General features: G+C 67.8%; 16 protein-coding genes. 7 read left to right on the top strand and 9 right to left on the bottom strand.

The annotated features are described in order from the left end of the window. Positions 1 to 174: 174 nt before the first annotated feature. Complete coding sequence (locus GQ464_RS01210) at positions 175 to 2,604, bottom strand: heme lyase CcmF/NrfE family subunit (protein WP_166977547.1); 2,430 nt, start codon at positions 2,602 to 2,604, stop codon at positions 175 to 177. 215 nt (positions 2,605 to 2,819) lie between these two features. Continuing rightward, positions 2,820 to 4,739: a molecular chaperone DnaK gene (gene dnaK, locus GQ464_RS01205; RefSeq protein ID WP_166977545.1), complete on the bottom strand. Its 1,920-nt coding sequence runs from the start codon at positions 4,737 to 4,739 to the stop codon at positions 2,820 to 2,822. Between the two features lie 323 nt (positions 4,740 to 5,062). Here dnaK and pgsA point away from each other — a divergent pair, with 323 nt between their 5' ends. From pgsA to GQ464_RS01190, 3 genes are read left to right on the top strand one after another with little or no spacing between them, the layout of a single operon-like run. Next, complete coding sequence (pgsA, locus tag GQ464_RS01200) at positions 5,063 to 5,650, top strand: CDP-diacylglycerol--glycerol-3-phosphate 3-phosphatidyltransferase (RefSeq protein ID WP_166977543.1); 588 nt, start codon at positions 5,063 to 5,065, stop codon at positions 5,648 to 5,650. Positions 5,651 to 5,696: 46 nt separating this feature from the next. Continuing rightward, positions 5,697 to 6,359 carry an orotate phosphoribosyltransferase gene (pyrE, locus tag GQ464_RS01195; protein ID WP_166977541.1) on the top strand — a complete coding sequence of 221 codons (663 nt, stop codon included), beginning with the start codon at positions 5,697 to 5,699 and terminating at the stop codon, positions 6,357 to 6,359. Beyond that, positions 6,356 to 7,630 (top strand): competence/damage-inducible protein A, encoded by a 1,275-nt coding sequence (locus tag GQ464_RS01190; RefSeq protein ID WP_166977603.1) that lies wholly within the window; start codon positions 6,356 to 6,358, stop codon positions 7,628 to 7,630. Before pyrE ends, GQ464_RS01190 begins: the two co-directional genes overlap by 4 nt. Here GQ464_RS01190 and GQ464_RS01185 read toward each other — a convergent pair. Further along, positions 7,575 to 8,651 (bottom strand): metal-dependent hydrolase, encoded by a 1,077-nt coding sequence (locus GQ464_RS01185; RefSeq protein ID WP_166977539.1) that lies wholly within the window; start codon positions 8,649 to 8,651, stop codon positions 7,575 to 7,577. The genes GQ464_RS01190 and GQ464_RS01185 overlap by 56 nt on opposite strands. A gap of 190 nt (positions 8,652 to 8,841) precedes the next feature. Between GQ464_RS01185 and GQ464_RS01180 the strand changes: the two genes are divergently transcribed. Next, the gene (locus GQ464_RS01180) at positions 8,842 to 10,032 is read left to right on the top strand and encodes a thiolase family protein (RefSeq protein WP_166977537.1); all 1,191 of its coding nucleotides are present in this window, start codon (positions 8,842 to 8,844) and stop codon (positions 10,030 to 10,032) included. 331 nt (positions 10,033 to 10,363) lie between these two features. Here GQ464_RS01180 and GQ464_RS01175 read toward each other — a convergent pair whose 3' ends face one another. After that, a complete protein-coding gene (locus GQ464_RS01175; RefSeq protein WP_166977535.1) occupies positions 10,364 to 10,945 on the bottom strand; it encodes a peroxiredoxin family protein in 582 nt (193 codons plus the stop codon). Positions 10,946 to 10,952: 7 nt separating this feature from the next. Next, entirely contained in the window at positions 10,953 to 11,354 is a 402-nt protein-coding gene (ytxJ, locus tag GQ464_RS01170; protein WP_166977533.1) for a bacillithiol system redox-active protein YtxJ, read from the bottom strand. 164 nt (positions 11,355 to 11,518) lie between these two features. Here ytxJ and GQ464_RS01165 point away from each other — a divergent pair, with 164 nt between their 5' ends. Next, positions 11,519 to 13,342: a M3 family oligoendopeptidase gene (locus GQ464_RS01165; protein ID WP_228350490.1), complete on the top strand. Its 1,824-nt coding sequence runs from the start codon at positions 11,519 to 11,521 to the stop codon at positions 13,340 to 13,342. Between the two features lie 551 nt (positions 13,343 to 13,893). Here GQ464_RS01165 and GQ464_RS01160 read toward each other — a convergent pair. From GQ464_RS01160 to GQ464_RS01150, 3 genes are all read right to left on the bottom strand, one after another. Further along, a complete protein-coding gene (locus GQ464_RS01160) occupies positions 13,894 to 14,436 on the bottom strand; it encodes a fasciclin domain-containing protein (RefSeq protein WP_166977531.1) in 543 nt (180 codons plus the stop codon). A 35-nt stretch (positions 14,437 to 14,471) separates the two neighbouring features. Next, a complete protein-coding gene (locus GQ464_RS01155) occupies positions 14,472 to 14,927 on the bottom strand; it encodes a hypothetical protein (RefSeq protein WP_166977529.1) in 456 nt (151 codons plus the stop codon). Positions 14,928 to 15,302: 375 nt separating this feature from the next. Next, positions 15,303 to 16,520, bottom strand: coding sequence for a DUF819 family protein (locus GQ464_RS01150; RefSeq protein ID WP_166977527.1), 1,218 nt, complete (start codon positions 16,518 to 16,520; stop codon positions 15,303 to 15,305). A 184-nt stretch (positions 16,521 to 16,704) separates the two neighbouring features. On the opposite strand from GQ464_RS01150, the gene GQ464_RS01145 reads away from it, so the two are divergent. Then, entirely contained in the window at positions 16,705 to 17,475 is a 771-nt protein-coding gene (locus GQ464_RS01145) for a protein tyrosine phosphatase (RefSeq protein WP_166977525.1), read from the top strand. A gap of 129 nt (positions 17,476 to 17,604) precedes the next feature. Here the strand turns inward: GQ464_RS01145 and GQ464_RS01140 are convergent, their stop codons facing one another. Continuing rightward, a complete protein-coding gene (locus tag GQ464_RS01140; RefSeq protein WP_166977523.1) occupies positions 17,605 to 18,726 on the bottom strand; it encodes a M24 family metallopeptidase in 1,122 nt (373 codons plus the stop codon). A gap of 189 nt (positions 18,727 to 18,915) precedes the next feature. Here GQ464_RS01140 and GQ464_RS01135 point away from each other — a divergent pair, with 189 nt between their 5' ends. Then, positions 18,916 to 20,007, top strand: coding sequence for a glycosylasparaginase (locus GQ464_RS01135; RefSeq protein WP_166977521.1), 1,092 nt, complete (start codon positions 18,916 to 18,918; stop codon positions 20,005 to 20,007). Positions 20,008 to 20,070: the final 63 nt, after the last annotated feature.

Here is a 20,070-nt window from a genome sequence, read left to right as displayed (position 1 = left end):
GCTCGGTGAAGCAAGCGGCGGGCCAATGGTGCATCGGGCGGCCCCCGAACGCCTGAAAAAACCGATTCCGGACACGGAGCGCGTCCCGTTTCGGGGCGGGGTGCCGGTTGCCGGGCTTCGCTGCGGGGCAGAAAATACCCGCAGCCGGAAGAAAAAGCCGCCGTAGGAGGTGCGCTAGGCGGTTTCCCGGCGGCGGGCGCGATGGTCCTGTGCCCGCCGGTATGCAGACAGGCCGAAGCCGAAGGTGAGCAGGAGGATACCCATCCATACCAGGTTGATGAACGGCTTCTCGTAGGCCTGTACCACCAGCCAGTCTTCGGGGGCGACGGTGGCTCCCTCGACGGCGAGGGTGATCGCCTCGGTGCTCACGTCCATCCCGGTGAAGGCGACCTCCAGCCGCCCGTCGTCGAGGCGGGCGGGCACCAGGCGTACGGCGCCGTCCCGGGCAACCAGGTAGACGGGCGTGAGGGTGTGGATCCGGCCGTCCGCCTCGGTGATCTCGAGCGTGGCCCCTACGGCGATGGCCGTCGTATCGTTCAGGTAGGCCCGTCCGGCGTTCAGGTCGAAGTCGACGAAGCGGAGGGTGAGGCGGCCGTCATCCAGGCGGGCCGTTTCGCCGCGGGAGAGGGTCAGCGTGTTCGGGGCCTGCTGCGTCTCGAACATGAGGCTCGGCGAGACGGCCACGAACAGGTCCTGCCACGCTCCCAGGCGGACGTCCGGATGCTGGATCCACTGTTCCTTGTTGCTCTTGTAGACCACCGGCCGGACGGTGAAGCGCCGGCCCTGCGGGTCCACCACGTCGAGCACGTAGGCCGGGCGGCCCTCGGCGTTCGTCTCGGTGCCCCGGTAGGTGAAGCGGTAGCCGTCGACGGCCACAGTCTGCCCGTGCTCGACGACGAAGTTCTTGCGTCCCATGCCGTTCGGGTCGACGCCCAGGCCCCGGCTGAACCCGCTGGAGGCCACGATGCCAAGCACCATGACGGCCAGGCCGACGTGGGCGAAGGCGCCGCCGGCCAGGCGCGGGTTGCCCCGCGCGATGCGCCAGAGCACCAGCCCGTTGCCGTAGAGGGCAAAGAAGGCCACAAAGACAAGGAGCAACAGCAACAGCCCCGTGCCGTAGCTGGCCCAGAACGTGCCGAGCGAACCCGTGAGGCCGGCCTGGGTCATGGCGCCTCCCGGCGCCGGGGCCTCGACGGCCGTCCGCTCCACGAACGGCGTGAACACGAGCACGGCGACGGTGCTCACCACCGACAGCACGACCGGCTTCAGCAGCACCCGGTTGACGTTTTCCACGCTCATCTTGTGCCACCAGAAAAGCTGCCCGAGCCCGGCCAGGAACACGAACAGGATCGAGAGCGGCAGCGTCCATTTGTTGTAGAACGCCAGCGGCACGGTCGACGGGTTGTCCCGGAAGAGGCGGCCGATGATGGGGGTGCTCGTGCCCAGGAGCACGACGGCACCCACCGCACAGAGCAGCATCGCCCCGCAGAAGATCATGAACTCGCGCGAGAGCAGGGCCGGCTCCTGCCGGGGGCGGGGCAGCTCCCGGTAGCGGTAGGCGAGCAGGCCGAAGCCGACCACCCCCATCGCCAGAATCCAGAGCAGGAGCTGGTTGTAGAGCCCCAGGTCGACGAACGAATGGACCGAGATGTCGCCCAGGATGCCGCTCCGCGTCAGGAAGGTCGAGTAGATGACGAGCATGTAGGCGAGGATGCTCAGGAAGAGCGATGCCTTCTGGCTGATCCCGCTTTTCTTCTGGATGATCATCGTGTGCACGGCGGCCACGCCGATGAGCCACGGTACCAGCGACGAGTTCTCGACCGGATCCCAGGCCCAGTAGCCGCCGAAGGAGAGCGTCTCATAGGCCCAGTAGCCCCCCATCGCGATGCCGACCCCGAGCGCCATCACGGCGAAAAGGGTCCAGGGCAGGGCCGGGCGGACCCACTCGGTGTAGCGCCGCTTCCACAGCGCGGCCACCGCGAAGGCAAACGGGACGATCATCGAGGCGAAGCCGACGAAGAGCGTCGGGGGATGGATCGCCATCCAGTAGTTTTGCAGGAGGTCGTTCAGCCCCTGCCCGTCGCTGGGGACGAGGCCCGCCTGGAGCATCGGCGCATCGGGGAACTTTTCGGCCAGCGTGAGGAAGGGAGAGGAGCCGATCGAGACGGCGCCGATCCTGAGCCCGGCGATCATCGAGATCAGGAAGACCTGGCAGAACGCAACGACCGTCATCACCGGGGCTTCGTAGTCCCGGTCCGCCCACCGGATCAGGGCGGCTCCGACCAGGGCGTTCAGGACGATCCAGAGCAGGAAAGACCCTTCCTGGCCGGCCCACGAAGCCGAGACCAGGTATTTCAACGGCAGCCCCCGCGAGGTGTGCTGGTGCACGTAGGCGTACTGGAACTGGTGGGTGACGTTCAGGTAGATCAGCAGCCCGAACGCGGCCGTCACCGCGAGGAGCATCACCATCCAGGCGCCCCGCCCGATGCGTTGCCATTCGGTCGGGCTGCCGGCGGAGCGGTTGGCCTGCAGGAAGGCGAGCCCGGCAAGGGCACAGGCAACGAGCGCCGTCAGGATCAACAGGTGACCTATCGTACCGGCCATGGCAAGCAGGGGGATCGGCGAAAAGGGTGAAGGCAGGTGACCGGCGTTTTGAAGCAGCAAGGCGGGCGGGGGTTCCACCCCGGGCCGGATCGGGACGGTCCACCCGGTTCATTTCATGGATCCTACACGGGGCGGAAGGCCGGAAAAAAAGAAACCCCGACCGCGGCAGGGCGGTCGGGGTCAAATCTATGTGGAAAGGTTAAGCCGCGCCCGGCTTAACTCTTGTCCTCCTCTTCGTCCACGACCTCGTAGTCGACGTCGCGGACCTCCTTGTCCTGGGTTTTGCCGGCCGAGGCTCCGTCACCGGCCGAGGCGCCTTCCGAGGCGGCCGCCTGCTGGGCCTGGTAGAGGTCCTGGCTGGCGGCGCTCCAGGCCTCGTTGAGCTGCTGCAACGCCGAATCGATCTGGCTCAGGTCGCGGTTCTTGTGCACTTCCTTGAGCCGTTCGAGGGCCGATTCGATCCGGGCCCGCTTGTCGGCCGGGATCTTGTCGCCGTACTCCCGGAGGTTTTTCTCCGTCGTGAAGATGAGCGTGTCGGCCGTGTTGAGCTTTTCGGCTTCCTCGCGTTTGCGGCGGTCTTCCTCGGCGTGTGCTTTGGCGTCGGCCCGCATCTTTTCGATCTCGGCCTCGGTCAACCCGCTGGAGGCTTCGATGCGGATCGACTGTTCCTTGCCGGTGGCCTTATCCTTGGCCGAGACGCTCAGGATGCCGTTGGCGTCGATGTCGAAGGTGACCTCGATCTGGGGCACGCCGCGGGGGGCCGGCGGGATGCCGTCGAGGTGGAAGCGCCCGATCGTGCGGTTGTCCACGGCCATGGCCCGTTCCCCCTGCAGGACGTGGATCTCGACCGAGGGCTGGTTGTCCGACGCCGTCGAGAAGATCTCGCTCTTGCGTGTCGGGATGGTGGTGTTGGCCGGGATGAGCACCGTCATGACGCCGCCGAGCGTTTCGATGCCGAGCGAGAGCGGGGTCACGTCCAGCAGCAGCACGTCGGTGACGTCGCCCGAGAGCACGCCGCCCTGGATGGCCGCACCGATGGCGACGACCTCGTCCGGGTTGACGCTCTTGTTGGCCTTCTTGCCGAAGAACTCCTCGACCACCTGTTGGATCTTCGGGATGCGGGTCGAGCCGCCGACGAGGATGACCTCGTCGATGTCGCTCTTCGAGAGGCCGGCATCTTTGAGGGCCTTCTCCATCGGCGGGATGGTCCGGGCGATGAGGTCGTCGATGAGTTGTTCGAACTTGGCCCGGGTGATGTCCATCGTCAGGTGCTTGGGCCCTTCCTGCGTCGCCGTGATGAACGGCAGGTTGATGGTCGTCTGCGTCGAGCTCGAGAGTTCGATCTTGGCTTTCTCGGCGGCCTCCTTCAGGCGCTGCAGCGCCATGGCGTCCTGCCGCAGGTCGATGCCTTCCTGCTTCTTGAACTCGTCGGCGATGTAGTCGATCAGGCGCTGGTCGAAGTCGTCGCCGCCGAGGTGGGTGTCGCCGTTGGTGGCCTTCACCTCGAAGACGCCGTCGCCGAGTTCGAGGATCGAGATGTCGTACGTGCCGCCGCCGAGGTCGAAGACGGCGATCTTTTCGTCTTCCTTCTTCTTGTCGAGGCCGTAGGCCAGCGCGGCGGCGGTCGGCTCGTTGATGATGCGGCGCACCTTCAGCCCGGCGATCTCGCCGGCTTCCTTGGTGGCTTTGCGCTGGGCGTCGTTGAAGTACGCCGGCACGGTGATGACCGCCTCGGTGACCTTTTCGCCCAGGTAGTCCTCGGCCGTCTGCTTCAGCTTCTGCAGGATCATGGCCGAGATCTCCTGCGGCGTGTAGACGCGGTCGCCGATCTTGACGCGCGCCGTGTCGTTGTCGCCCCGAACGACCTCGTAGGGTACGGTCTTGATCTCCTCGGTGACCTCGTCGTAGCGCCGCCCCATGAAGCGCTTGATCGAGAAGATGGTGTTTTTGGGGTTGGTGATGGCCTGGCGTTTGGCCGGGGCACCGACGAGGCGTTCGCCGTCCTTCTTGAAGGCGACGACCGAGGGGGTCGTCCGCGACCCTTCGGCGTTCGTGATCACGACGGGCTCGCCGCCCTCCATCACGGCCACCACGGAGTTCGTCGTACCCAGGTCGATACCGATGATCTTGCCCATATGTCTGTGTCGTTGGTCGTTGCGTTCGTGGTCAACTCGCGCGCACATGCCGGGTCGAAACCTCCTGAAGGAAGGGTCGCCCGCGTGACGCTCCGGTGTTTGCTCAAGAACAGTGCCGGTTCCGGGCGGCCGGTCACAATGACAGCGCATCCCGGCCGGGGACCGCACCGGCGACCGCCTTTCCGTCAGAACGACGCAGGCGGCGGCACGGCTCTGCAAAGATTGCAGGCTGCCGGGCCGGCACCCCGTCGAAACGCAGCGGATCTTCGAACACCGGCATCGGAGCAATTCATATATTTGCTCCGGGAGAGCCCTTGCCTGCGATGAAGTACGTTCCGAACACGCTCACGATCATTCGGATTCTCATCACGCCCGTCCTGCTGGTGCTGTTGATGACGAACACCCTGTGGGGGCAGGTGTGGGCCCTCGTCCTTTTCGTTCTGGCTTCCGTCTCGGACTACCTGGACGGCAAGCTGGCCCGGCGGTATGCGGTGCGCTCGCGTTTCGGGCAGTTCCTCGACCCGGTGGCCGACAAGGTGCTCGTGCTTGGCACGTTCGCTGGGCTGGCCCTGCTGGTGCCGAAGGTCGTACCCTGGTGGGGGGTGGCCCTCATCGCCGCCCGCGACCTGTTCGTCACCGGCCTGCGGTCGTGGGCCGAAGCCCACGGGCGTTCCCTGCGCACGCTGCGTGTGGCCAAGGCGAAGACGACGGCTCAGCTCGTCTTCATCATCGCCATGCTTTCCGTGCTGGTCCTGGCCAAGGTGGGGGGGAGCCCCGGGGCCCTGGGACGGGACATCCTGCAGACCCCCGTGCCCTTCTGGCTTTTTCTGCTGGTGGTGCTGGTCACGGTGCTGACCGGCCTGCCCTATCTGCGCCAGATGACGACCGCGCCGCCGGCCGGCCCGGGGTGAACGCCGGCCGGGCAGGCGTTCCGCTCGATTTCAAACCCGGTTTTTCATGACGAATACCCTGACGGAATGGGCCCGCCGCATTGCGGGCGACTTGCTCGAGATCGGGGCGGTGGTGCTGGCACCGGAGCGCCCGTTCACCTGGGCCTCGGGGCTGCGGGCTCCCGTCTACTGCGACAACCGCCTGACACTGGCCTACCCGCCGGTGCGCCGGCGGATCGCCGAGGGGTTCCACACGTTGCTGCAGGCGCAGGGGCTGGCGCCGGAAGCCGTCGTCGGCACGGCCACGGCGGGCATCCCGCACGCCGCCTGGCTCGCCGAGCGGCTCGATCTGCCGATGGCCTATGCCCGCGCCAAACCCAAGGCACACGGGCGGGGCAACCAGGTGGAGGGACGCATCGAGGCAGGGCAGCGCGTCGTGGTCGTCGAAGACCTCGTCTCGACGGGCGGGTCGTCCGTGGCGGTGGTCGAGGCCCTGCAGGCCGTGGGGGCCGACGTGCTGGCCGTGCTGGCCATCTTTTCCTATCGTCTTCCGGCCGCCGAGGCCGCCTTCGCCGCGGCCGGGGTGCCGCTCTTCACGCTGACCGACTTCGACACGCTCCTGGCGACGGCGCGGGCGCGGGGAGCGCTGGCCCCGGAGGCGGTCGCGGTGCTGGAAGCCTGGCGACAGGACCCCGAGCGGTGGTCGAACCGGTGGAGTGCAGCCCGATGAACGCGGAGGTGCTCACCGTCGGCGACGAGTTGCTGATCGGGCAGGTCGTGAACACGAATGCAGCCTGGATCGGCGAGCAGCTCCACCAGGCCGGTATCGAGGTGGTGCGCATGACCACGCTGGGCGACGACGAGGACGCCATCCGTGCCGCCCTCGACGAGGCGTTCCGCCACGCGACGCTGGTGATCGTCACCGGCGGGCTCGGGCCCACCCACGACGACGTCACCCGCCAGGCCGTCGCCGCCTGTTTCGGGGTGCCCCTCGTCTTCGACGAGGCCGTCTATGCGCAGATCTGCGACCGCTTCGTGCAGCGGGGGCGCACGGTGCCCGAGAGCAACCGCGCGCAGGCGCTGATCCCGGAGGGCTTCACGGTGCTGCCCAACCCGGTCGGCACGGCGCCCGGCCTCTGGTATGCGGAGGAAGCCGGCGGGCGGCGGCGCCTGCTGGCGGTGTTGCCGGGGGTGCCCTTCGAGATGCGTGTGCTCATGGAGCACGAGGTGCTGCCCCGTCTCCGGGCCCTCGACGGGCGGCGTGTCATCCTGCACAAGACCCTCCTGACGACCGGCATCGGGGAGTCGCATCTCCAGGAAAAGCTCGGCGACGCCGTGTCGCTGCTCGGCCCGGACCTGCGCCTGGCCTACCTGCCGGGCACGAGCGGGGTGCGGCTTCGCCTGACGGCCCGTGCCGCCGACGAGCCGGCGGCCCGCGCCCGCCTCGAGCAACTCGAAGCGGTGCTGCGGGCACGCATCGCCCCCTACCTCTTCGGCGAGGACGGCGACACGCTGGAAGGCGTCGTCGGGGCCCTGCTGCGGGAGCGAGGCCTGACGCTGGCCGTGGCGGAGAGCTGCACGGGCGGGTACGTCTGCCACCGGCTCACCAACGTCAGCGGGGCTTCGGGCTACGTCACCGGCGGCATCGTGGCCTACAGCAACCGGGTCAAGATCGAGGTCCTAGGGGTCGATCCGGCGGTGCTGGACGAGCACGGGGCAGTCAGCGAGGTCGTGGCCCGGCAGATGGCCGCCGGCGTTCGCACGCGCCTGGGCACCGACGTCGGCGTGGCCACCACCGGCATCATGGGGCCCACCGGCGGGACGCCCGAGAAGCCGGTCGGCACCGTCTGGGTCGGGTATGCCGGTGCCCACGGCACGGACGCCACGCTGCACCGCTTTGCCCACGACCGGCGCACGAACAAGGCGCTGGCGAGCACGGCGGCGCTCAACCTGATCCGGCTGCATCTGATCGGGCAGCGGCGCATCCGCCCGGAGGGATGACCGCGCCGAGGAGCCGGCGCCCGAAGCATCGAAGCAGGGCGGCATCCGGGCGGAGCGCCGGCGGGTGCCGCCGGAAACCGGCGATGCGGGTCGAATCCTCCGGCGCGCGTTCGAGGAGGAAACGGAAGACGGAAGCCCCTTCGCCGGTGAGCCACAGGTCGTCGCGGGCAAAGCGCAGGTCGCTGAAGAACAGGCTGTCCCCCCGCCGGCTGACGGCATAGTAGCCGTCGGAGAACCAGATCAGCCGCCGGACCGGCGGGTCGTCGAGGAAGGGGGCGAGCAGGGCCTGGTTCTTTTCCAGGCGAAGGAACGCCCGGGGGGGCGCCTCGTCGAGGAGGGAATAGAGGCCGACCCGGTAGCCTTCGCCGTCGTCGGCCAGGCCGACCCAGAGCAGGTTGTTGAACGGTGTGGGGGCCGTGTGCAGGCGTTCGTATGTATGGCCCTGCGCGGCCAGGGCCCGCGCGAACACGCCGGAGACGTGCTGCTTGTTGACCAGGGTCAGGAGCAGGTAGAGCGTGCACACCCCGAGGCCCCGGAGGACGGCCCGTCTCCGGCGCCGGTCGGTGCGTTCCCGGCGTAGCGCGGCCACGAGCCCGGCCACGAGGGGCAGTGTGTAGAGCGGATCGATGATGAAGATCGCGCTGAGGGCGAAGGTGGCATCGCTGAAGGGTTGCAGGAGCTGGGTGGGATAGGTGGTGCAGAGGTCGAGCGCGACGTGGGTGCTCAGGGCGAGAAAGACGGTGAGGACGCCTTCGCGCCGGGTCACGCCGTCGCTGCGATGCAGGTGGGCCAGGAGGGAGCCGAGCAGGGGCGCTGCCGCGATGCAGAAGAAGAGCGAGTGGGAAAGGCCACGGTGAAAGGCCAGTTCCTGCACTTCCGAGACGAACGGGTTGACGAGCACGTCCAGGTCCGGCAGGGTGCCGAGGGCGCCGCCCCAGAGGAGCGCCCGGTTGCCGAGCTTGCGGCCCACGGCAAGCTCGCCGACGGTTGCGCCAAGGGCAAACTGGGTGAAAGAGTCCATCGCGTGCGGGTTCGTTTTATCCCGCCGTACCGGCAAACCGGAAGCCGGTTCGTCAAGGCGATGTGAAGACCCGCCCGGCCTCAAACCCGTTTCCGCCCCCGGCGTTATCTTCAAAGCACGGCCGGGGACGCTTTCCAGAAGCGCTTCCGGTTTCGAAATCCGTCATGCCACCAACCCAGGCAAGAGCACCATGCAGGACGTTTATATCATCTCCGCCGTGCGCACGCCCATCGGCCGGTTCGGCGGTGCGCTCAGGGACCACTCGCCGGTCGACCTGGCGGCCCACGTCATGCGGGCGGCCCTCGAACGGGCCGGCATCGAGGGGAAGGCCCTCGACCTGTACGTTTTCGGCAACATCCTCCGGGCCGGGCACGGGCAACTCATCCCGCGGCAGGCGGCCTTCAAGGCCGGTATCCCGAAGGAGGTGGACGGCGTCGCGCTGGACATGGTGTGCTCCTCGGGCATGATGAGCGTGATGAACGCGGCGGCGCTGATCAAGGCGGGTGAGGCCGATCTCATCCTGGCCGGCGGCACCGAGTCGATGTCCGGGGCCGGATACTACCTCTCTTCGAAGGCGCGCTGGGGGTACAAGTATGCGATGGGGCCGGCCGAGGGGCTCATCGACCTCCTCTTTCGCGACGGGCTGAGCGACCCGATGAGCGGCGAGGCCATGGGCGACCAGACCGAACGGCTGGCGGCCGAGCACGGCGTCACGCGGGAGGCGCTCGACGAGATCGCCCTGATGTCGCACCGGCGGGCCGCCGAAGCGACCGCGGCCTGCCATTTTGCCCGCGAGATCGTTCCCATTGCCTACCGGGACCGGCGGGAGGAAAAGATGCTCGAGGCCGACGAGGGCATCCGGCCGGATACGACCCTGGAATCGCTGGCGGCGCTGCGCCCGGCCTTCAGGCAAGACGGGGTGCTGACGGCGGGGAACAGCAGCCAGATCAGCGATGGCGCTGCGGCGCTGGTGGTAGCCTCGGCCTCCGCCGTCGAACGGCTCGGGCTCAAGCCGCTGGCCCGCATCCTGGGCGGCGCCTGGGCCGCGGGCGAACCCTGGCGCTTCCCCGAAGCTCCGGTCCCGGCCGTCCGCAAGCTGCTCGACCGCCTCGGCCGCACGGTGGACGATTTCGACCTCTTCGAGAACAATGAGGCGTTTGCCCTCAACAGCATCCTGTTCCACCGGATGCTCGGTGTGCCCTACGAGAAGCTGAACGTGCACGGGGGCGCCATCGCCTTGGGCCACCCCATCGGCTGCACAGGGGCCCGCATCACCACCACGCTCGTCCACGCCCTCCACACGCACGACAAAGGCGCCGGGCTGGCCGCCATCTGCCACGGCACCGGCGGCGGCACCGCCATCGCCCTCGAACGGGTCTGAGCTGGAAGGCTGACAAGAAGGAAGCGCAGGGCGGCTTCACCGGCGGCCCCGCGCTTTGTTTTGGTCTGATGTTACGCCGTTGAGACCTGTGCCGCGACAGGGCTACCCCTCCGGCCCTGCGGGCCACCTCCCCTTCGCATGGGGAGGAACTTGTTGGCTGCATCGTGTGAAGCCAGACCCTTCCCCCTGGCCGCAGGCCGTACAGGGGGAAGTACCCCGCAGGGGGGATGGGGGTCATGACCGCTCCTGAGTCCGGTGGACAGACGTAAAAAAGCACGGGGCCGCCGGTGAAGCAGCCCCGCGCTTTTCTATGGTCGTCTTTTCCCGGGCGTCAGCCCGCGTCCCGGGCCAGCATCTTTTCGATCTCCGGGCGCATCTCGCCGGTGGGGAAGAGGCCGATGAAGCGATGCCGGATCTTGCCTTCCCGGTCGAGGACGAACGTGGTGGGCAGGCCGTAGATGCCGCCATATGCCTCGGCCACGGCGCCGTCGTCCACCACGAGGGGATAGGTGACGTCGAACTCCTCGGCGAAAGGCCGGACGACCTCGAACCCTTCCTCGTCGAGCGAGACACCGACGATCATGAGGCCCCGGCCTTTCAGGTCGTTGTACAGCGCCACCAGTTCGGGCGTCTCGATGACGCACGGGCCGCACCACGTGGCCCAGAAGTTGATCAGGACGACCTTCCCGCGGTGGTCGGAGAGGCGGAAGGTCTGGCCGTCGAGGGTTTTGAGCGTGAAGTCGGGGGCGGTCTGGCCCAGGTAGGAGGGCGCTTCCGCCGTAGCCGCGTCGGTTTCCACCGAAGTCGCCGGCGGGCGGTTGTCGTCCGGAAGGCCGTGGGGACCGGCGTTGCGCTCGCCGCAGCCGGAGAGCAGGAGCAGGGTGAGCCCGAAAGGAAGCAGGTGCCGTTTCATGCGGGGTTCAGCGCGAGGTTGGGGAATAGGGTTCGAGGATCCGGCGCAGCGTGTCCGCCCGGACGTCGCCGTGCGAGGCGTGGTACACCGGCTGCGCGTCGACGAGCACGATGGCCTGCGGGGATTCGTGCCGGATGCCGAAGCGTGCGGCGACGAGGTTCGAAAGCGGGCGGGCCACCTGGACCACGATCTCGTAGACCGGGACGTCATGTGTTTCGGTGAGCCGCTGCATCTCCCGCCGTGCCACCAGGCTCGTGCCGCACCAGGTGCTGTGCTTGAACAGCACGACCGGCCGGGTTCGGGACCGGTCCAGCGCGGCGTCGAGCCCCGCTTCGTCTTCCAGCGGGTGTAGCCGGTCCGGCTGTGAAAAGGCTTGTTGCAACGTGGCGCGTAGCTTTTTCAGCATCATCGGCTCGTGTGCGTCCGTGGTACAGGACGACGGCGGAAAGGTTCACGGCAGGCAGAGGAACGGGTTCCCGGCCCGGCGGGCGACAACAAATGACGTGCACGTTGGTTTCACCACGCGCGCCTGCGTTTCAGGTGCGGGTATCCCGGGCGGCCAACGCCGCACACATGCAAACAAAACGGGAGCAAATCGACACGATGGAGACGACTGTCACCGGAGCCGAATCGGTTCACTGGGACCTGACCGACCTTTATACCGACCAGGCGGCGCTGGATCGGGATCTGGAAACCGCCGCCGAGGAGGCCGGAGCCTTCGAAGATCGCTATCGCGGCCGGGTCGCCGGGCTGGACGCCGGGGGCCTGGCCGGGGCGCTGGTCGCCTACGAGCGGTTGCACGACCGGCTGGGCCGTGCCTACACCTACGCCTACCTGTACTGGTCCACCGACACCGGCGACCCCGCCCGCGGGGCGCTCCTGCAGAAGGTGCGTGAGGCCTACACGCAGATCGCGCAGCGCCTCATCTTCTTCCGCCTCGAATGGGCGGCCGTGGACGACGACCGTGCCGAGGCGTTGCTGGCCGATCCGCTCCTGGCGACCTACCGCCACTACCTGGAACTCGAGCGCCTGCACCGCCGGCACCTGCTCTCCGAACCCGAGGAGAAGATCCTCTCCGAGAAGGCCGTCACCGGGCGGGGGGCGTGGAACCGGTTCTTCGACGAGACACTCGGGGCCATGCGCTTCACGCTCGACGGGCGGCAGATGACGCAGCAGGAGGTGCTGGCAAAGCTCTACGAGCCGGACCGCGAGGTCCGGCGCACGGCGGCGCTGGCCTTCACCGGGGGGCTGGAGGCAAACCTCCGCCCGCTCACCTTCATCTTCAACACGATCCTGGCCGACAAGGCCTCGGACGACCGCCTCCGGGGCTATCCGCACTGGCTCGCCGCCCGCAACCTCGAAAACGAGGTCGAAGACGAGATGGTGCAAGCCCTCATCGAAGCCGTCACCGGCCGGTACGATCTCGTCGCCCGCTTCTACCGCCTCAAGCGCCGCCTCCTCGGCCTCGACGAGCTGTTCGACTACGACCGCTATGCCCCGGTCGGCGAGGCCGACACCCGGTACGACTGGGACGCGGCCCGCGAGCTGGTGCAGGCCGCCTATGCCGACTTCCACCCGCGTCTGGGCGAGATCGTCGAACAGTTCTTCGAGAAGCGGTGGATCGACGCGGCGCTGGCGCCGAACAAGCGGGGCGGCGCCTTCAGCCACGGAGCCGTCCCCAGCGCCCACCCTTACATCTTGATGAACTACACCGGCAAGATCCGGGACGTGCAGACGCTGGCCCACGAACTCGGGCACGGGGTGCACCAGTACCTCTCCCGGAAGCAGGGCGTCCTCCAGGCGGACACCCCGCTGACCACCGCCGAGACGGCCTCGGTCTTCGGCGAGATGCTCGTCTTCCAGCGGCTGATGCAGCAGGAACAGGACCCGCGCAACCGCCTGGCGATGCTCGTGGGCAAGATCGACGACACCATCGCCACGGTTTTCCGGCAGGTGGCCATGAACCGGTTCGAGGACCGGATGCACACCGCCCGCCGCACCGAGGGCGAACTGCCCCCCGAATGGTTCTGCGAGGCCTGGATGGACACGCAGCGCGCCATGTTCCAGGGGAGCGTCACGCTGGGCGACCACTACCGCTTCTGGTGGAGCTACATCCCCCACTTCCTCCACACGCCGGGGTACGTCTATGCCTATGCCTTCGGCGAGTTGCTGGTGCTGGCCCTCTACGCCCGCTACCGGGAGGAAGGGCCGGCCTTCGCCGACAAGTACATCGGGCTGCTGGAGGCCGGCGGCTCGGACTGGCCGCACCGGCTCGTCGGCCGCCTGGGGGTGGACCTGACCGACCCGGGTTTCTGGCACCGGGGCCTGTCGGCCATCGAGGCGCTCATCGAGCAGGCCGAAGCGCTGGCCGCCGCCTCGACGAATGGGGCGGAATGACCAGAGGAAGATCAGGACGGATCAGCCGATCCTATGAAGCAAACATCCTATTTTCAACGACGCGTTCTCCGGGGGCGTCCCTACATCAAACTGGCCTGGTGTGAGAGGGCCGTACGAGAACCGATAGCCAGGGAAGTCCAATCCGATGGGCGTATCCGGCACTGGATATATGTGGAAGAACTCGGGAAGTATAGCGTCGGTCCATGCTATTGAAGGCGTCGTTGTGCAGCGCGATGTAGCCGCACCCTTCACGGGTGCGCCCTCTCTCCGCCGGCGCGCCCGGGCTAACGGGACGCGCAACGCGTCCAGATCCGCGGCTACCCGGTACGTTCGAGGAGCAATGTAGCCGCACCCTTCACGGGTGCGCTCCCCTCTCCGCCGGCGCGCCCGGGCTAACGGGACGCGCAACGCGTCCAGATCCGCGACTACACGTGGACCGTTCGCGAAGGGTGGTCATGCCCTTAATAAAAATGACCTCCGCTATATCGCAAAAAAACACCCCCCGGCCGTGCGGTCCGGGGGGTGCCTCGTCCGGATAAGCGCCGGGGCGCTTATCGTTCCTGCTTCTCCGAGGGGGTGATCAGGGCGCCGATGCCGTGGATGATGCCGTTGGCGGCCTTGACGTCCGCGGCGATCACCGGCGCGCCGGCAACCGTCACGGTGCCGTCCTCTGCGGTTTCGACGGGCAACGTGTTGCCGTTGAGCGTTTGCAGGGCGCCGAGTTGTTTGGCCTTCTCGAGGCTGACGGCCTCCATCACCATGTAGTTGCGCAGGAAGTCGGCCAGGGCCTCCGGCTCCATGGTTTCAAACCGGTCCGTGTCCTCTTCGGCAAGGGCCTCATCCGTGGGGGCGAAAAGGGTGTAGGGCCCTTCGGCGTTCAGGGCGTTGCTCAGGCCCGCGCGGCGCAGCAGGGCGAGGAACTGGGTATAGGAGCCTTCAGCCTCCAGGGTGGTGATGAGGGTGGCCTGTTCGGCGGGCGAGGGGTCTTCGGTCCGCTCCCTTTCCTGGGCCATGAGGTACAGCGGGGTCACGAGCGCCAGCATCAGGATAAGGACGGCAGGGCGCAGGGCATGGTGGATGATGTGGGTTTTCATGACTGGTGCCTTTTATCTGGTTGAAAGGTTGTGGATTACAGGGTACCCGGGGCCTCATCGCTTACGAGCAGGCCGGTCGTCATCCCACGCTCGCGATGGTTGTCGACGGGGCAATAAACCGTGTACCGTCCGGCGGCCAGCTCGACGGACAGGTGCTGCATGTCGCCCGGTTCGATGGGGTCCAGGCGCTCTTCCATCTCCCCGCCTTCAACCTCAAAGGCGTGGGGCACCGTGCCCTCGTTGTAGACCGCGAAGACGACCGGTCCCGGCGACAGCGAGGTGGGCATGTCGATCTGATAGTCCGACAGAATCACCTGGATCGTGTCGGCTGCCTGGATGACCGGAGGCGCCGCAGGCGGAGGGACTTCGATCCCCGAAGGCGCGTTTTGCGTTTCGTCCGGTGTGCGGTCGGTGCAGGCAGCGAGCAGCAGGAGCGCCGGTATCAGAAGGAGAGAAAGCAGGCGCGTGTATGGGAAGATTTTGGTTCTCATTTTTCTGCCTCCATGTATGTGCTATTTTCGATTCTCCTTTCTCGGCATCGTCTGCTTCTTCGCGGTGGCGTGTGCGCACGGGGCTTCGAAGAAGCAGACGGTGGAAAGCACCCCCCATCGGGTGGTTGTGATTTTATTCCACGCGTTTAGCCACAGGCGTTGGCCTGGATGGCCGGGGGAACACCGGATCGCTTGCCCGCCCTGTCACGGGCGGGTAGGTGCGGTTTCGCCCGGCGCGGAGACGGGGGGTGATCTGTGTTCTCAAAGCCGTTCGTAATAACGGCCTTTGCGGCAAGAAGGGTGTTGCCGAAGTGTGTAAAATGTGACAGGTTATTTTGTCGAAACCATGGGGAAAGGGGCACGCCGGGGAAGGGGTCAGAGCATGCTCAGGAAGCGGAGGATCTCGGCGCAGGCGAGGGCGGCGTAGATGCCCAGGATGTAGCCGGCCACGGCCATGAGCAGGCCCACCGGCGCCATGCCCGGCAGGTACACCTCGGCCACGATGGGGGCGCTGGCTGCCCCGCCCACGTTGGCCATGCTGCCGGTGGCCACGAAGAACATGGGCGCGCGCAGGAGCCGGGCCGCCAGGAACAGGAGGGCGACGTGGATGCTGATCCACACGACGCCGGTGAGCAGGAACAGGGGCGCGTCGAGGACGGCCTTCAGGTCGGCGCGGGCGCCGATGGAGGTCAGCAGCAGGTAGAGCGCCAGGTAGCCCAGGCGCGAGGCGCCGGGTCGCTCCAGCGTGCGCATCGGGGTGAACGAGAGCAGCAGCCCGGCCGTCACCACGATGAGGATGGCCCAGGTGGTCCCGCTGATGAGCGAGGGGGCCCCGGGGTCGAGGCGCACCGGCGGGATGGCCTCGCCCAGCAGCCGGGCCAGCACCGTGGCTGCCAGGCCCACCCCCACGATCATCGCCAGGTCGGCGATCTGCACGGGCCGGCGTGCGGTGTCCAGCTCCAGCAGCTTGCGGTTCAGTTCGTCGACGAAGCGGGTGTCGGCCTGCACCCGGCGGTTGAAGCGGTGCTGGAAGGCGCTCAGGAAGATGAGCACCCCCATCCACCCGTAGCCGACGACCGTGTCCACCACGATGATCGGCCCGAGGTCGACCGTCGTGGGAACCACCGCCGTCGACTCGATGTGCTGCTGGATGGCGACCATGTTGGCCGTGCCGCCGATCCAGCTCCCCGAGAGCGCCGCCAGCCCCTGCCAGGCGTCCTCGGGCAGAAACCCCTTGAAGATCAGGTAGGCCACCGGCCCGCCGACGACGATCCCGAGCGTGCCGGCCAGCATCATCAACAGCGCCGTCTTGCCCAGCCGCAGCACCGCCGGCAGATCCACCGTGATCATCAGCAGGAAGAGCGAGAAGGGCAGCAGGTAGCGCGACATCCACGAATAGACGGGGCTGCTGTCCGGGGTGATGCCCAGCGTCGTGGCGATCATCGGGACGAAATAGGCCCAGATCACCGGCGGCAGGAATTCGAACAGCTTCTTCAGGGGCGGCAACGTGCTCAGCCAGAAGACCAGCCCGAGAACGGCGGCCAGAAAGGCGAACAGGTGGGTCGGCTCGGTGATCGGAAAAAGCGTTTCCATGGACGGCGCAACGATGGGACGGCTTCGGGTGGAGCCGGGAAAATGCGACCTGCCGGTGAATCACGCAAATCGAAGCGGACGCCGCACGGACGGCTGTCCCCCCGGGGTTTGACAATTAAGGTTCTTTGCGGATATTCCGGAGCCGACGATCCAGACGGAGATGCCTTTGTTTCGCAACCTGTACATGCCGGAAAGAGCCGCTGCCCTGGTAGGACTCTGCCTGGCGCTCTGGGGGACCGGGTGCGGAGGGAGAGGGGTGGTCGAAGACGTGACGACCGTGCCGGTCGGTGCGGGGGCGGTGGAGGTGGTGGTGACCGAGAGTGGCCGGCCGGGGCGCACGTTCCTCAGCCTGCACGATGACGAGAACACCGCCGTGGAGGCCGCGCGGGCCGTGATTCGCCGGCACGGCGGCCGGCTCGTCGAGCTGCGGCACACGGGCGAGCGCAACATCACGTTCACCCTGGGCGACACCACCTACACCTTCGATCCCAACCGCATGTTCACGCCGGCGGGCATCGAGGCCACGCTCCGCCGTTTCGGGGCCTTCAGCCCGGCGGCGGCCGCCGAAGTCCGGCGCCTGGCGGAGGCGGTGCTCGTCCGGGCCGGCCTCGACACCCTCTCGCTCGTAGTCGCCGTGCACAACAACACGGACGAAAACTATTCGGCGGCCAGCTACCTGCCCGGCGGCTCGGAGGACGGCAACGCGGTGGAAGTGTTCATCGCCGACGGAAGCGACCCGGACGACTTCTTCTTCGTCACCGAGCGCGGTCTCTTCGAGGTGGTCCGCGCGGCAGGCTTCAACGTGGTGCTCCAGGACAACGCCCGCGCCACGGACGACGGCTCCCTCTCGGTCTATTGCGGCCGCCGGGGCATCCCGTACGTCAACGTCGAGGCCGAGTACGGGCACCGGGACGTGCAGGAGCGGATGCTGGCGTTCCTCGTTCGTATTTCGTAGTGCGTATTTCGTAAAACTCGATCTTTACGCACCCCGCACTACGCATCACGCACCCCGCACTACGCATCACGCACCCCGCACTACGCATCACGCACCCCGCACTACGCACCACGCACTACACATCCCATCTCAACCCAGCCGGATGAGCTCACGGGGCAGGTCGCTCAGGCTTTCGGCGCCGCCGGCGGTGATGACCACGTCGTCTTCGATGCGTACACCGCCGCGCCCGGGCAGGTAGATGCCCGGCTCGATGGTGAAGGTCATGCCCTCGGCGAGGCGCTGTTCGTTGTCGCCCCGGATATAGGGGTCTTCGTGGACCTCGAGGCCGAGGCCGTGGCCCGTGCGGTGGATGAAGTACGCCCCGTAGCCGGCTTCCTCGACGACGCGGCGGGCGGTGCGGTCCACCTCGCCGGCGGGGACGCCGGGGCCGGCGGCGGCGCGGCCGGCGGCGTTGGCCTGCCGCACCACCTCGGCGATGCGGGCCAGTTCCGCCTCCGGCTCGCCGGCGACGAAGCAGCGCGTCAGGTCGGAGAAGTAGCCGTGGTGGTTGGCGCCCCAGTCGAACAGCACCAGGTCGCCCTCGCGGAGGGTGTAGTCCGTCGGGACGGCGTGGGGGTTGGCGCTGTTGGGTCCGAAGGCGACGATGGGCTGGAAGGGCAGCTCGCCGTCGCTACCCTCGCGCAGGAGGTGCTGGATGAGCGTGGCGGCCGCCTCGCGCTCGGTGACGCCGGGGCGGACCGTAGGAAGGGTCGCCTGCAGGGCGCGCTGGGCGATGGCCGTCGCCTCGCGCATCAGGGCCAGCTCGGCGGCGTCCTTGCGCATCCGCAGCGCGGCCACGGCCTGCTCGCCCGAGACGAAAGCGGCGTCGGGGGCCGCCTGTTCGAGCAGGCGCAGCTCCAGCACCCGCAGGCTGCGGGGCTCCACCCCCACCCGCCGGCCGTCGATGCGGGCGGCCTGCATCGCCGCGGCGAACGCCCGGGGCCAGCTCGCCAGGTCTTCCGTGTAGGTGAAGGCTTGCAGTTCGAAGGCCGCTTCTTTCAGCTTCTGGGCCTCCAGTTCAGGCAGCACCAGCACGGGGACGTCGCCGGCGGCGGAGAAGACGGCCACGACGGGACGTTCGCTCAGATGGAAGTGCAGCCCGGTGAAGTAGACCAGGCTCGGGCCGGGATTCAGGGCCAGCGCGTCGAGGCCGACGCTGGCGAGGGCTTCCGCCAGGCGGGTGTGACGGGCCGCATAGTCCGGTTTCGTCATGGGTCGGATGGGCGGGTGATCGGGTCGGCGGAGAAGATAGCACAGCGTTGCCGCCATGTCGAACGCCGTCCACGTATCGAACGGGAAAACGTGAAAATTTGCGTTGAAAAACTGAAGGTTCGGAGCGTACATTCCCCCGCCTCGTATCGTCCCGCCCCCTTCCGCTCGAAACCCAAAACGGAGCACGTCATGCAGAACGAACACGATACGACACGTCGCGACTTTCTGAAACGGGGCGCGCTGGCCGGGGTGGCGGCCTCCCTGTGGCCGGCGGCCCGGGTTGTCGGGGAGCGGTCGCCGGTGCGGCCGTCGATGCGCCCGGCCGGCCCGGTGGCCATCTCGAGCCGGAACGGCATGCGGGCCGTGGCGCGGGCCATGGAGGTCATCCAGCAGGGCGGTGACGCCCTCGACGCCGTCATCGCCGGGGTCAACCTGGTGGAGGAGGATCCGGATGACATGAGCGTCGGCTACGGCGGCCTGCCCAACGAGGACGGGGTCGTGCAGCTCGACGCCTCCGTCATGCACGGGCCCACGGGACGGGCCGGGGCCGTCGCCGCGCTCGAGGGTATCAAGTATCCCTCGAAGGTGGCGCGTCTCGTCATGGAGCGCACCGACCACGTGCTCCTCGTCGGCAAGGGGGCGCAGGACTTTGCCCGGATGCACGGCTTTCCCGTGGAGAACCTCCTCACGGACAGGGCCCGCGAGGTATGGGTCCGCTGGAAGGAGACGCTCTCGAACCAGGACGATTACCTGCCCCCGCACAGCCCGGAAGATCGCGACATCGGGATGTACCTGGAGGAAATCAAACGGCACTGGGGCACGATCCACTGCTCGGCCATCGACCTGGCGGGCAACATCAGCGGTGTCACCACCACGAGCGGGCTGGCGTTCAAGATTCCCGGACGGGTGGGCGACTCCCCGATCATCGGCGCCGGGCTGTACGTGGACAACGAGGTCGGCGCCGCCGGCTCGACCGGCCGGGGCGAGGCCAACCTGGAAAACCTCTGCGCCTTTCTCATCGTCGAGCGGATGCGCATGGGCGACAGCCCGCAGCAGGCCTGCCTCTACGCCTGCGAGCGCATCGTCGATCACACCCGGCTGGCCCGGCTCCAGGACGACCAGGGCCGCCCGGCCTTCAACGTCAAGTTCTACGCGCTCAACAAGGCCGGCGAGGTCGGCGGGGCGGAGATCTGGGGCGGCGGCAACACGTTCGCCGTGGCCGATGCGAACGGCACGCGCGAGGTGGAGCTGGCCTATCTATACCGGGGTGAGCCCGGCTGACGCTTTTCGGAACCCGCTCCTGCCGTGCCGGAAAAACGGCCATGCGGCCGGTGCCGGTTGCTG

The sequence above is a fragment of the Rhodocaloribacter litoris genome (assembly GCF_011682235.2).
Lineage (GTDB): Bacteria > Bacteroidota > Rhodothermia > Rhodothermales > ISCAR-4553 > Rhodocaloribacter > Rhodocaloribacter litoris.
This window is presented reverse-complemented; position numbering and strand designations above follow the sequence as displayed.